The following is a 12,443-nucleotide window of genomic DNA, read 5'->3' as shown; positions in this document are numbered from 1 at the left end:
TTGCCGCCGTGACAGCCGTGGTCATCCTCGCCGCCAGCCAACTGCTGTACGCCACCGGGTCCCACGAGTCCTACACCGATGCATTATTCGAGGCCGCAATGGCTACCATTACCGGTACCGGGATCACCCCAACCGACCTTTTCGCGCGCGTCCTTCAGATACTGCTGGCTATTTACTCTGTGGCAGTCTTCGCTACCCTTGCAGGGTCACTCGGCGCCTTCTTCCTCAGGGATCAGCCGCCGGAAGCTGAGACGCGGCAGCGGAACTGCTGTACTCCGCCGGACCCAACACCGTCAGCTGAATTGGTGCTTGACGACCGCTGAACTTCCCCGGCGGTAGCCCGGAACCTTTCCAGCGCCTCGCCTCCGGCACAGCAATTGCTTGCCGTCCAGCCCCATTGCGGCGTATGGTCCCGGTCATGGACATCATTCTGGTTCCCGGGTTCTGGTTGGACGCGTCGTCGTGGGATGAGGTGATTCCCAGCTGATTGCCGCTGGACACCAGGTCCACCCGCTCACTCTTCCAGGGCTGGAAGCCGCTGATGCGCCCCGGGCCGGCATCGGTCTCCGCCAGCACATTGACGCCGTTGTGGCGGCTATCGATGCTGAGGACCGCCCAGTGGTTCTGGTAGGCCATTCAGCAGGCGGGGCGATCATCTACGGCGCAATCGACCAACGACCCAACCACGTGCTTCGCGGGATCTATGTCGACAGCGGACCTCTTGGAGACGGCGGCGTCATTAACGCCGAGCTGCCAGCAGAAGGTGATGAGATTCCCCTCCCCGCCTGGGACGTCTTCGAGGATGCGGACCTCGTTGACCTGGATGACAGCCTTCGGGAGGCGTTCATCCGCCGAGCGATCCCGGAACCTCTCGGGGTTGCTACCGATCAGCAGCGACTAGCTGACGAGGGCCGATTCAGGGTTCCTGCGACAGTCATCTGCTGTGAGTTCACCTCTGAATAGCTCAGACACTGGATGGACGCGGGCGATCCGAACGTTTCCGAACTGACCCACATCCACAACGTGGAGTATGTCGACCTGCCCACCGGTCACTGGCCTCAGTTCACCCGTCCCGCCGATCTGAGTGCGGCGATCCTGGCCGCCGTCGACCGCTAGGTCCCAACCGGCAACTAGGTCTCAATCGCCCGCGCGACCTCAGGATCCGCTCACATTGACCAGCCAGTCGACGCCGAACTGGTCCTTGCACATGCCGAAGCTGTCACCCCACGGTGCACGCTCCATCGGCACAGTGACGGATCCGCTGCCCGACAGCTTGTCCCAGTAGCCGCTGAGCTCCGCCTCGTTCTCACCGCTCAGCGACACGGAGAAGTTATCGCCCGTGGTGTACTTCATGCCGCTCGGAACGTCGGCGCCCATCAGCACCAGCCCGGCCTCGGTTTCCAGTTGCGCATGCATGATTTTCTCTGCGTCTGCCGGATCCTGTGACGCCTGCAATTCGTCGTAGGTACTCATCGTCAACTCGCCGGCAAAGACCGACTGGTAGAAGGTCATCGCCTCGCGGGCATTGCCTTTGAAGTTCAGGTAGGGGGCTCAGCCGGGTGGTCATCATTATCTCCGTTGATCGTGACGAACTCCATTGCGTTCAGGCCCCTGGGGAGCCCGTACGGCCCGGAGTGCTGACCCGGTTTCGGATCAGTTGGCTTTGGCGAATCGTTTGGCTGAATGCTCCCGGTGCTTCTCGGCTTCAACGTCACGGTCCTTGGCAGGTGCGGTGGTGACCAGGTCCTCCAGCAGGTGAGCTGTCACATGCGCGATACGTTCAACTGCGGCGTCAAACGCTTCCTGGTTCGCTTTCGAGGGACGGGTGGACCCGCTGACTTTACGGACGAATTGCAGGGCTGCGGCGTGAATCTCATCCTCGGTGGCAGATGGTTCAAAATTGGACAGAGTACGAATATTTCTGCACATGCTCCATAGCGTAGGCCTAGTTCAGTACCGGGGGAATAGGTGCTTCGGGTCAGACTGGAGTCCTGTTAATGCCTAGAGTTGCAGTACTCCCGAGAAAAGGATCATCATGCATTTCGATCGGCGCAGCAGCTGCGAGCAGAGCGCACCCCTGATCTCCGTGATCGCACCCTGAGGAGGCCACCCATGACGACCCCCGGACCCCGCACAGGACAGACGACCCGAAGCGGTCGCGTGGCGACCGGCTGGCTGCTGGCTGACCTGGTGGTGATCACCGTGTTCGCAGCGACCGGGCGTTCCACCCACGAGTCGGGGGTGGCCGTCCTCGGCGTCCTCGGCACTGCTGGGCCGTTCCTCGCTGCCTGCCTGCTCATCTGGGGTGCTGGCAGAGCGTGGCGGTCGCCGTCGTCGCTCTGGCCAACCGGGCTGCTGATCTGGCTCGGCAGCGCCGTCGGCGGGCTCGCGATTCGTGCAGTTCTCGGCGGTGGGATGGCCATCAGCTTTCAGTTGGTCGCAATCGGGGTGCTCGGTGCACTGCTGCTGCTCCCCCGTGCTGTGGCGACGTTGATCCTGCGGCGCCGCAGCACTTCAGGATAAGTTAGCCAAGACCCTATTGATCAGTCAGTTCCGCCACCCCTGCCAAGGAGATACGCCATGATTACCGCATTCGTCCTGATTCAGACCGATGCCTCACGAATCCCCGAGTGTGCCCAGGAGATCTCAGAAATCGAAGGCATCAGTGAGGTCTATTCGGTGACCGGCGAATGGGACCTCATTGCCATCGCCCGGGTGAGCCGCCACGAGGACCTGGCGGACGTCATCGCCGACCGCCTCTCCAAAATAGCGGGCGTGGAGTCGACCACCACCCAGATTGCGTTTCGCTCCTACTCGAAGCATGACCTCGACACCGCCTTCTCGCTGGGCTTCGAAGGCTAGGATGCGGGTCGAGATTGCGGTTCAGGACACCACCGGGGCAGCCATTGCGCACGACGCCGGTGCGGTGCGCGCTGAACTATGTGTCGGCCTGCCCCTGGGCGGGCTGACACCCTCAATTGGCTTGATTCGGCAGATCAGGTCGGCAGTTCCGGGACTGCCACTTCATGTCCTGATCCGCCCGCGGCCCGGGGGATTCAGCTACTCCCCCATGGAGCTTGAACTGATGACTTCTGATATCTCCGCCGCCGGCGCCGAGGGTGTGGCTGGAATTGTGGTGGGGGTCCTGACCGGGTCAGGCACTGTTGACGCCGGAGCCATCGGAACTCTCCGGCAGGCAGCCCCAGACCTTGAATTCACCTTCCACCGGGCGATCGACCACACCCCCTCGCCTCTCGCATCCCTGGATGCGATCGCCGACGCAGGATTTTCGAGAGTCCTGACATCTGGCGGCGCGCCCGCCGCCGGTCAGGGCGTCCCCGCCCTTACGGCGATGGCCGCAGCCGGAAGTGGTCTGACCATTCTGGCCGGGGGCGGGGTGCTTCTCGAAGATCTTCGCCCGCTCGCTTCGGCCGGGATTACCGAGGTGCACCTTTCGGCCAAGATGACCCATCGTCCCTCCGGCGCCGGGGTGCCCCTTGGAAGCTCGGATATCGGCGGCGCCAGCTACCAGGTGACCGACCCGCTCCAGGTTGCTGCGGTGATCGAACAGGCGAAGCTGTTCTAGGCCGAGGCGGACGTCACCCGCACCCATCGCTCAAGTGAAGCCTGCGCCGCGCCTGAGTCGATCGAATGCTCAGCGCGTTGCATCGCAGCCCGAATCCGTTCGACCAACGGCTGCCCGTACTCGGGGTCGACCGCTACCAGCCCAGCAGCGGCATTGAGCACGACGGCGTCCCGCACCGGCCCCTGCTCCCCCGCCAACAGGGCGAGCACTACCCGGGCATTGCTTGCCCCGTCAGCGCCACGAAGGGCCTCGACAGGAGCCACCGGTAAACCGAAGTCGGCGGGGTGGACTATCTGCTCGGCGACCATGCCGTTGCGGACTTCCCATATGGTCGAGGCCCCACTGGTGGTGAGCTTGTCCCGGCCGTCGCTGCCGCGGAACACGAGGGCTCGAATCCCGCGGGCCGCGAGGACCCCTGCCATCAACGGAGCCATTCGCTCGCTGGCACACCCCATCGCCTGAGCATCGACCCCCGCGGGGTTGCTGAGCGGTCCCAGGAAATTGAAAGCTGTTGGGACGCCGAGCTCGCGGCGAGGCACCGCCACATGGCGCATGGACGGGTGGAAGACCTGAGCGAAGCAGAACGTGATCCCTGCCTCCTCGGCCGAGCGGGCGACGTCGTCAACCGAGAGGTCAAGCCGCACACCGAGCGCCTCAATCACGTCGGCGGCGCCGGCTGATGATGAAGCACTGCGGTTGCCGTGCTTCACGACCTTCGCGCCGGCCCCGACGGCCACCAGTGAGGACATGGTGGAGATGTTCAGGGTGTTGAGACCATCCCCGCCGGTGCCAACGATGTCCAGGGTAGGACCAGGCACCTCGATGCGGTGCGCCCGGGCCAGCATCGCCTCGACCAGTCCGACCAGCTCGCCGACGGTCTCCCCCTTGCTCCGCAACCCCACGAGGAACCCGGCAATCTGGGCGTGGGACGCTTCGCCCTCCATGATCTGGTCCATCGCCCAGCGGGTCTGGTCCGAGGTGAGATCAGCCCGCTGGATCAGGGCTGAGATCAGTGCAGGCCAGGTCGGGGATCCGCGGTCGGGGCTGGAAATCGTCGTCACACCTCAAGGTTATCTACGAATTGTAGAAAGTCATCTGTTCGCGTCTTCCGCGCCGTTACTGGGATAGGGAGTCCCCCACGGCCGCAGAGACGCGCCGGATGGCCGCCAGCATTGGTGAACTGGCCCTTTTTAAAGACATAATGGCTCTGTGACATCTGCGACCCAAGCCCCCAGTACCACGGCCCATCCGACGCTGAACCGCCCCAACATGGTCTCCGTAGGAACCGTTGTTTGGCTCTCCAGTGAACTGATGTTCTTCGCCGGACTATTCGCCATGTACTTCACCCTGCGCTCCACCTCGAGTGAGCTGTGGGCAATGGAGACAGAAAAGCTGAACGTGCCGTTCGCCTTGCTCAACACGATCATCCTCGTGTTGAGCTCGGTAACCTGCCAATTCGGCGTCTTTGCCGCCGAACGATTGCAGGCACGCCGCACCGGAAGCGTGTTCTCCCCGCTGAAGTGGGGCATGATCGAGTGGTTCCTTCTGACATTCGTCATGGGATCTATTTTCGTTGCGGTGCAGGGCTACGAGTACGCGGTTCTGGTCTCCGAAGGCGTCTCCCTCTCATCCAACGCCTACGGGTCAGCGTTCTATATTACGACCGGCTTCCACGGCCTCCACGTTCTCGGCGGACTGATCGCTTTCCTCTTCATCATCGGACGAGGGTTCGCAGCCAAACGATTTGGTCATTTTGAAGCCACCTCGGCCATCGTCGTCTCCTACTACTGGCACTTCGTCGACGTCGTTTGGATAGCTTTGTTCATCATCATCTATTTCTTGAAGTAACCCTTAGTTGAACCCTCTTCTACTAGGTGTAGAATTCCATCAAGTGGTACTGGCAGTGATTGCACGACAGAAGGCAGGAACCAGCAAGTGAAGGCACTTTCGCAAAGGCGACGTCATCCCCTGGCAGCGGTAGCTTTGTTGCTCATCGGATTACTCTTCACGGGCGGCGTGTATGCCCTGGCGAGCAGCACTAACGAGGCGAAGGCGCAGACCTTCTCCGCCGATGAGGTGCAGGAGGGTGAGAAGCTCTTTGTTGCCAACTGCGCCACCTGTCATGGCATGGGGGCCGTGGGTTCCGAGAACGGACCGTCGCTAGTCGGCGTCGGCGCAGCATCGGTCGACTTCCAGGTAGGGACCGGACGGATGCCCATGCAGATGCAGGGCCCACAGGCGCAGGTCAAGCCACCGCAGTTCAATGATGAGCAGACCATGCAGATGGCAGCCTACGTTGCCTCACTCGGTGCTGGTCCCGCCATTCCCGGCGAGGAAGCCCTCGACACTTCGGAAGCTGATCCAGCCAACGGAGGAGTTGTCTTCCGGGTGAACTGTGCAATGTGCCACAACGCCGCAGCAGCAGGCGGAGCTTTGACCAGAGGCAAATACGCGCCGGCACTCTCCGGCTCGACCGCTAAGCACACCTACGAGGCGATGGTGACCGGACCGCAGAACATGCCAGTGTTCAACGATGCGAACATCACCCCCGAGGACAAGCGCGATGTCATTGCCTTCCTCGAGACGATCGACGAGCAGGGCTCACCTGGCGGAGCTGACCTTGGCTCGTTGGGTCCAGTATCCGAGGGCCTGTTCATCTGGGTCGCGGGACTTGGCGTGATCATCGCTTTCACCGTCTGGCTCACCGCCCGATCGTCCTAGACCGCAATGACTCAGCACAGGCTGGCCCCGGGCAGCCACACTCAACTCACCAACCGACCACAAGCGAAGTTTCATCACAAGGATGCGAGGGATCATGGCCGATCATAGTCACGGCAGTCCAGAGAGTACTGGCGTCGTAGCTAGGCCCGGTCAGGGCGATGTGCAGAAGTTCCAGAATCCTGGCCTGCCGCCGCACCGTCCCCGCTTGGCCGACCGGGACCCGCGTGCCGAGAAGCGTGCCGAACGACAGGTAGCGATCCTGTTCCTGGTGTCGATTATCGGCACCGTACTGTTTTTCGTTGGGTATTTCCTTATTCCGCTCGATGAGACGATCGCGACCCTGCGTCTCCAGAATCTCACCCTTGGCCTCGGCACCGCCTTCGCGATGCTTGGCATCGGTGTCGGAATCGTTCACTGGGCGAAGACCCTGATGCCTGACCATGAGGTCTCCGAGGACCGTCACGAGATCCGCACTGAAGCTGACCGGGCCGACGCTGAAAAGATCATCAACGACATTGTCGAGGAAACAGGTATCAAGCGGCGCCCGTTGATCCGCAACACCCTCCTCGGTGCCATGATTCTTGCTCCACTGCCAGCCGTCTTCATCTTCCGGGACCTGGGTCCCCTCCCAGGTGACGCCCTCCGGCATACTTACTGGGACTCCGGAACCCGGCTGGCCCGCGATCCAAGTGGCACCCCCATCAGGGCATCCGACGTGACGATCGGATCTGCTTTCCATGTCATCCCCGAGGGCCTGTCGGACTCCGAGCACTACCTCGAGGAGAAGGCCAAGGCAGTCGTCCTGTTGATGCGTCTGAACCCTGAGTCGCTCAACCCGTCACCGGGCCGGGAGGACTGGGGTTACGAAGGCATCGTTGCCTACTCAAAGATTTGCACGCACGTGGGTTGCCCTGTTGCTCTCTATGAACAGCAAACCCATCACCTGCTCTGCCCGTGCCACCAGTCGACGTTCGACCTTACGCAGGAATGCAAGGTCATCTTCGGTCCGGCCGTACGACCGCTACCGCAGCTGCCTATCTCCGTCGATGACGAGGGCTACCTCATCGCTACCAGCGATTTTCAACAGCCAGTAGGACCAAGTTTCTGGGAGCGTGGCTGACATGAGCAGCTCGACAACGCAAAGCACCTACCAGCCAAAGACCAGTGTTGGAAAAATCACCAACTATGTCGACTCACGGGTGGGTGGTTCCGGGATAGTCAAAGAGTTTGGCCGGAAGATTTTTCCGGATCACTGGACCTTTATGTTCGGTGAGGTGGCGCTGTACTCATTCGTCATCCTGCTCCTTTCCGGCACCTTTCTCACCTTCTTTTACGACCCTTCAATGGCGGAAACCACCTACGACGGCAGCTACATCCCATTGCGCGGGGTGGAAATGTCCGAAGCGTATGCCACGTCACTGAACATCTCGTTCGATATTCGTGGCGGTCTCTTCATGCGCCAGGTCCATCACTGGTCGGCCCTGCTTTTCGTGGCAGCAGTATCGGTGCACATGCTCCGGGTGTTCTTCACCGGTGCGTTCCGTCGGCCCCGCGAATTGAACTGGGTGGTGGGTGGCGTCCTGCTGATCCTGGCGATGGCTGCCGGCTTCACCGGGTATTCACTCCCCGACGACCTGCTGTCAGGTAACGGTCTGCGCATCATCGACGGCGTCATCAAGGCGGTGCCGGTGGTAGGAACCTACATCAGTTTCTTCCTGTTCGGTGGGGAGTTCCCCGGCACGGTGATCATCCCGAGACTCTACGTGCTGCACATTCTCCTGATCCCCGCGGTCATCTTGTTGCTGATCGCTATCCACCTCTTCATGGTGGTGACCCACAAGCACACCCAGTTCCCCGGCCCAGGCCGTACCAATGACAACGTGGTGGGCTTCCCTGTTGGCCCGGTCTACGCTGCCAAAGCTGGCGGGTTCTTCTTCATCGTGTTTGGCATCATCGCTGCGATCTCGGCGGCGTTCACGATCAACCCGATCTGGAACTATGGACCGTATGACCCCTCCCCCGTGTCAGCTGGCACCCAGCCCGACTGGTATATCGGTTGGGTCGACGGCGCGCTGCGGCTCATGCCAGGCTGGGTGGCCGGAATTCCGCTCGAGTGGAACATCGCGATGCCGTGGGGCGTCAACACGCTCTCCCTGAACGTGCTGATTCCGGCGCTGGTTCCTGCAGGAATCGTCTTTGGACTGATGTTCGCCTGGCCGTGGATCGAGTCCTGGCTGACCAAGGACAAGCGCGAACACCACTTGTTGGATCGTCCACGCAACGCTCCTTTCCGCACAGCCGTAGGCGTATCCGGCGTCGTGTTCTACTGCATCATGTGGGCAGCAGCCAGCTCGGACCTTATCGCTACCCACTTCTTCGTCTCGCTCAACGACGTGACCTACTGGTTGCGGGTGCTGTTCTTCGTGGGGCCGGTCATCGGTTTCATGGTTGCCCAGCGCATTGCCCTGGCCTTGCAGCGCAAGGACCGGGAGATTGCACTGCACGGCCGGGAAACCGGCCGGATCGTGCGACTCCCCCACGGCGAGTTCATTGAGGTCCACGAACCACTTGATGAGTACAAGCGCTACAACCTGGTCAACTACGAGTCCCACGGCGTTCTGCCGGCCGAGGCCGATGTCAACGGACACGTCACCAGGACTGAGAAGGCACGTGGCCGGTTGTCACGCTTCTTCTTCGAGGACAGGGTTGCTCCGGTGACGCCGGCTGAACTCGAGGCGGCTCACTCACACGCGCACCACGACGAGATTGCCGAACAGCATGACAAAGCGGCGATTTCCAAGTAGGAGATAGCCCCCCAAAGGGGACCGGTCCAGCGAACAGCTGGACTGGTCCCCTTTGTCGTGGCCCATAGTCACGAGAGCGCGCCAGAAACTATTCATCAGCATCGCCAAGGGCGCCTCAGGGACTGTTTAGCCGCTGGGCGTTGTAAGCGCGGGGAGAGCGAACTCCGGGGCGCTGCAGCGGCACCCAGAGCTTGTATCGGTCGGCCCGGTAATAGGACACCGAATAGTCGATCATTGACCGAGCCACATAGGCATGCCGCTGGATTTTCAGCAGCGGCGCGCCCAGATCGACATTGAGTAGCCTGGCGATCGAGGCGGACGCAGCTGTTGCCTCGATCGTGTCCTCACCCCACTCCATGACCAGCCCAAACCGTTCGCTGAGCACGTTGTACAACGACGTCGGTGCCGGTTGCTCAAGGATTCCGGGCACTCGGTGGGCTGGAATGAAGTTCTCATCAACACTCATCGGCTCACCATCGGCCAGCAGCTGGCGCCTGAACCGGACTACCGGTTGGCCCTGCTCGAGCTGCAGCTCCCTGGCGATGAGGGGTGTCGCCCCAACCTGTTCAAAGCTGAGGACCCTGGCGTCCGGGACCATTCCCCGCCGATGCATCTCCTCGCTGTAGGAGGTGAGCTTCATCTGCAGATCAAGCTTGGTATGCGCCACGAAGGTTCCGAGTCCCACAATGCGTTCCAGGACTTCCTCAGCGACCAGTGCGTCGATGGCATGCCGGACAGTCATTCGGGCGACGCCGAAGTGTTGGCTCAGAACACGCTCAGAGGGGATGGCCGTTCCCGGTTCGGCGTGAGCACTAATCAGCTGGCGGAGTATTTCCCGCAGTTGCTCGTGCTTGGGAGCCGACGATTCGGGGTTCAACCCACGTTCCAGCGAACGTAACAAGACATTCGACAACGATCGGCCCTTCCGTGAGTCCTGGACATCCTCAGTGCTCCCATTCTAGGGCGATCGGCTGTGATGGTCTTTGCGCCTGCGCAGAGGTATCGTTGACTATCGTTATATATCGTTAGCACCGACTGAGGAGAGCACAATGCGTAATTCTTACCCGGCAGGCGGGTTTGGCGGCAACAACATGGACGGCATGTGGCAGGCAGTCGAGGAGCTACGTTCACGGTTTGAGAAGCGCTCCGGCACCCGCGCGGGTCGCGGCGAAGTGCGATCGGCGATCCTCGCCCTCCTCGCAGAACGGCCGATGCACGGCTACCAGATCATCCACGAGATCGAGGAACGAAGTGGCGGTAGCTGGAAGCCGAGCGCAGGCTCCGTCTACCCGACGCTGCAGCTATTGGCCGACGAGGGGTTCATCAGTGTCGAGGAGTCCAACGGGCGCAAGATCTATTCGCTGACAGAAGCAGGCCGGGAAGAGGTAGCCGGTGCCGGCGCGGCCACGCCATGGGGGTCGGAACAGCAGGCAGGGGCAGGGTTCGCGGCGCTCCCAAAGGCTGGCGTCGAGCTGGCCCAGGCAGCAGCTCAGGTTGGCCGCACAGGCTCGCCGGATCAGGTGCGGGAGGCTGTCAAGGTGCTCACAGACGCCCGGCGTCGGCTGTACTCGATCCTCGCCCAAGATTGACGGGCGTGTCGTCGGGGCGTCGGGGCAGGACGGATCCGTTGCCCGGCGTCGGGGCCACCCGTGCCCGCTACCGGCGGATCGTGCGGTTCGCCGCATGGCATCTCGCGGTGACCTGGTGGTTTGAACTGTTCCTTCCGCGCATCGGGCTAGCCAGAGTTGCCGAACGCACCCGAACCCGGAGGATGCTGCGCTTTGCGCAGCGCTTCCGTGTACTGGCCGTCGACCTCGGTGGTCTGATGATCAAGGTCGGTCAGTTCTTGTCGTCCAGGCTGGATGTTCTTCCACCGGAAATCACTGCCGAGTTGGAGGGGCTCCAGGATGAGGTGCCTCCGGTGCCCTTTCCCGCAATCCGGAAGCTCGCCGAGGCGGAGCTCGGCGCGCCCCTTGACCAGGTGTTCGCTGTAGTAGACGAGACACCAATCGCAGCAGCGTCGTTCGGGCAGGCCCACCGAGCGCAACTGCGCCACACCGATGCCGCCGACACCGGGCTCGGGAGCGTGGTACTCAAGGTGCAACGGCCGGGCATCGACTCAATCATCGACGTCGACTTGGCAGCCCTGCGAAAGGTGGGCGGCTGGCTCAGCCGTATTCGCTTGGTGTCCAGTCGAGCCAATGTACCCGCATTGGTCGAGGAATTCGCGCAGATCAGCCTGATGGAGATCGATTACCTGCGCGAAGCAGCAAATCTTGAACGCTTTGCCGCTGATTTCGCCGATCAGGAGACGGTGAGCGTTCCGCAGGTCGTGTGGGAGCGGAGCACCCGACGCGTCCTGACTCTTGAAGATGTCACAGCGATAAAGATCACTGACACGGCGGCGCTGATTGCGGCAGGTATCGACCCGGCCGACGTTGCGCCTGTTTTTGCTTCAGTCATGTTCGACCAGATGTTCACTAACGGCTACTTCCACGCCGATCCCCACCCTGGCAACATCTTCGTCACCCCAACTGCCGGATCATCCTCGCCCCGATCATGGCAGTTGACCTTCATCGACTTTGGGATGATGGGAGAGGTTTCGCCCAGTACCCGCAACGGTCTGCGGAAACTCCTGATCGCTGCCGCCTCCCGGGATGGCAAGGGGTTGGTCGCTGCAATCGGCGACGTCGGAGTACTGGCGTCCACAGCCGACACAGCCGAGCTGGAGCGGGCGATGACCCAGCTCTTCGCCAGGTTCGGCGGGCTGGGTTTCGCCGAGCTTCGTGAGGTGGACCCACGCGAGTTCATCGACTTTGCCGTCGAGTTCGGTGACCTGGTTCGCTCGTTGCCTTTTCAGTTGCCGGAGAACTTCCTGCTCATCATCCGTGCAATGTCGCTGACGTCGGGAGTGGCCAGTTCCCTGGACACCCGGTTCAATCTCTGGGATTCCGTCGAACCCTATGCTGCCCAACTGCTGCGAGACGAGCGGGGCAACATTGTGCAGGACGTGGCTACGCAGGCTCTCGGCGCGGCAGCAGTGGCTCTACGCCTGCCAGGACGGCTCGATGGACTTGTCACCCGCATCGAAGACGGTTCATTGTCGGTAGCAAACCCTCGACTGGAACAACGTCTGGCCCGTCTCGACCGCACAACCCAGCGCGCGGCATCGGCGCTGATCTTCGGAGCCTTGCTGATCGCCGGTTCAGTGGTGCGGGCTGACGACACGGTCCTCGGGAGCGTGCTCATGATCGCGTCGGTGGTTCCCCTGCTGCATGGCCTGTGGGTAGGGCGCCGCGGGCTGTAGACGAGCCGCTGGCAGTCAGCGGCTC

Annotated in this window: 13 protein-coding genes and 2 pseudogenes; 11 read left to right on the top strand and 4 right to left on the bottom strand. The window is 61.9% G+C overall.

Annotation, left to right across the window (positions count from 1 at the left end; all coding sequences use genetic code 11):
* Both Y703_RS18620 and Y703_RS18615 read left to right on the top strand, forming a co-directional pair.
* Positions 1–323, top strand: a pseudogene (locus tag Y703_RS18620) (hypothetical protein); the annotation flags it as partial.
* 95 nt (positions 324–418) lie between these two features.
* Positions 419–1,116: pseudogene (locus Y703_RS18615) on the top strand (alpha/beta hydrolase).
* 39 nt (positions 1,117–1,155) lie between these two features.
* On the opposite strand, the gene Y703_RS0107730 reads toward Y703_RS18615, so the two are convergent.
* Entirely contained in the window at positions 1,156–1,512 is a 357-nt protein-coding gene (locus Y703_RS0107730) for a VOC family protein (protein ID WP_051427392.1), read from the bottom strand.
* 141 nt (positions 1,513–1,653) lie between these two features.
* The gene (locus Y703_RS0107725; protein ID WP_026552250.1) at positions 1,654–1,929 is read right to left on the bottom strand and encodes a DUF2277 domain-containing protein; all 276 of its coding nucleotides are present in this window, start codon (positions 1,927–1,929) and stop codon (positions 1,654–1,656) included.
* A gap of 183 nt (positions 1,930–2,112) precedes the next feature.
* Here Y703_RS0107725 and Y703_RS0107720 point away from each other — a divergent pair, with 183 nt between their 5' ends.
* Genes Y703_RS0107720 through Y703_RS0107710 form a run of 3 tightly spaced genes read left to right on the top strand, consistent with a single transcriptional unit; the run spans position 2,113 to position 3,586 of the window.
* Positions 2,113–2,523 carry a DUF3054 domain-containing protein gene (locus Y703_RS0107720; protein ID WP_081743439.1) on the top strand — a complete coding sequence of 137 codons (411 nt, stop codon included), beginning with the start codon at positions 2,113–2,115 and terminating at the stop codon, positions 2,521–2,523.
* A gap of 57 nt (positions 2,524–2,580) precedes the next feature.
* Positions 2,581–2,862: an Lrp/AsnC family transcriptional regulator gene (locus Y703_RS0107715; protein ID WP_026552248.1), complete on the top strand. Its 282-nt coding sequence runs from the start codon at positions 2,581–2,583 to the stop codon at positions 2,860–2,862.
* A 1-nt stretch (position 2,863) separates the two neighbouring features.
* Positions 2,864–3,586 (top strand): copper homeostasis protein CutC, encoded by a 723-nt coding sequence (locus tag Y703_RS0107710; RefSeq protein ID WP_026552247.1) that lies wholly within the window; start codon positions 2,864–2,866, stop codon positions 3,584–3,586.
* On the opposite strand, the gene trpD is transcribed toward Y703_RS0107710, so the two are convergent.
* The gene (trpD, locus tag Y703_RS0107705; RefSeq protein ID WP_026552246.1) at positions 3,583–4,647 is read right to left on the bottom strand and encodes an anthranilate phosphoribosyltransferase; all 1,065 of its coding nucleotides are present in this window, start codon (positions 4,645–4,647) and stop codon (positions 3,583–3,585) included. The genes Y703_RS0107710 and trpD overlap by 4 nt on opposite strands.
* Positions 4,648–4,795: 148 nt before the next feature.
* Here trpD and Y703_RS0107700 point away from each other — a divergent pair, with 148 nt between their 5' ends.
* The 4 genes from Y703_RS0107700 (at position 4,796) to Y703_RS0107685 (ending at position 9,111) form a co-directional block, all read left to right on the top strand.
* Positions 4,796–5,434 carry an aa3-type cytochrome oxidase subunit III gene (locus Y703_RS0107700; RefSeq protein ID WP_035764190.1) on the top strand — a complete coding sequence of 213 codons (639 nt, stop codon included), beginning with the start codon at positions 4,796–4,798 and terminating at the stop codon, positions 5,432–5,434.
* An 87-nt stretch (positions 5,435–5,521) separates the two neighbouring features.
* Positions 5,522–6,307, top strand: coding sequence for a cytochrome bc1 complex diheme cytochrome c subunit (locus Y703_RS0107695; protein ID WP_026552244.1), 786 nt, complete (start codon positions 5,522–5,524; stop codon positions 6,305–6,307).
* Positions 6,308–6,401: 94 nt separating this feature from the next.
* Positions 6,402–7,427 (top strand): cytochrome bc1 complex Rieske iron-sulfur subunit, encoded by a 1,026-nt coding sequence (locus tag Y703_RS0107690; protein WP_026552243.1) that lies wholly within the window; start codon positions 6,402–6,404, stop codon positions 7,425–7,427.
* Between the two features lies 1 nt (position 7,428).
* Positions 7,429–9,111: a cytochrome bc1 complex cytochrome b subunit gene (locus Y703_RS0107685; RefSeq protein ID WP_026552242.1), complete on the top strand. Its 1,683-nt coding sequence runs from the start codon at positions 7,429–7,431 to the stop codon at positions 9,109–9,111.
* Positions 9,112–9,226: 115 nt separating this feature from the next.
* On the opposite strand, the gene Y703_RS0107680 is transcribed toward Y703_RS0107685, so the two are convergent.
* Positions 9,227–9,988, bottom strand: coding sequence for a GntR family transcriptional regulator (locus Y703_RS0107680; protein ID WP_026552241.1), 762 nt, complete (start codon positions 9,986–9,988; stop codon positions 9,227–9,229).
* A 172-nt stretch (positions 9,989–10,160) separates the two neighbouring features.
* On the opposite strand from Y703_RS0107680, the gene Y703_RS0107675 reads away from it, so the two are divergent.
* Together Y703_RS0107675 and Y703_RS0107670 are read left to right on the top strand one after the other, a co-directional pair.
* The gene (locus Y703_RS0107675; RefSeq protein ID WP_026552240.1) at positions 10,161–10,700 is read left to right on the top strand and encodes a PadR family transcriptional regulator; all 540 of its coding nucleotides are present in this window, start codon (positions 10,161–10,163) and stop codon (positions 10,698–10,700) included.
* A 5-nt stretch (positions 10,701–10,705) separates the two neighbouring features.
* Positions 10,706–12,418, top strand: a complete 1,713-nt coding sequence (locus Y703_RS0107670) for an ABC1 kinase family protein (protein ID WP_026552239.1) — start codon at positions 10,706–10,708, stop codon at positions 12,416–12,418.
* Positions 12,419–12,443: the final 25 nt, after the last annotated feature.

The sequence above is a fragment of the Arthrobacter sp. H20 genome (assembly GCF_000520515.1).
In the GTDB taxonomy this organism is placed as follows: domain Bacteria; phylum Actinomycetota; class Actinomycetes; order Actinomycetales; family Micrococcaceae; genus Arthrobacter_D.
The sequence above is the reverse complement of the archived record's forward strand: the minus strand, read 5'-3'. Positions and strand labels throughout refer to the sequence as shown.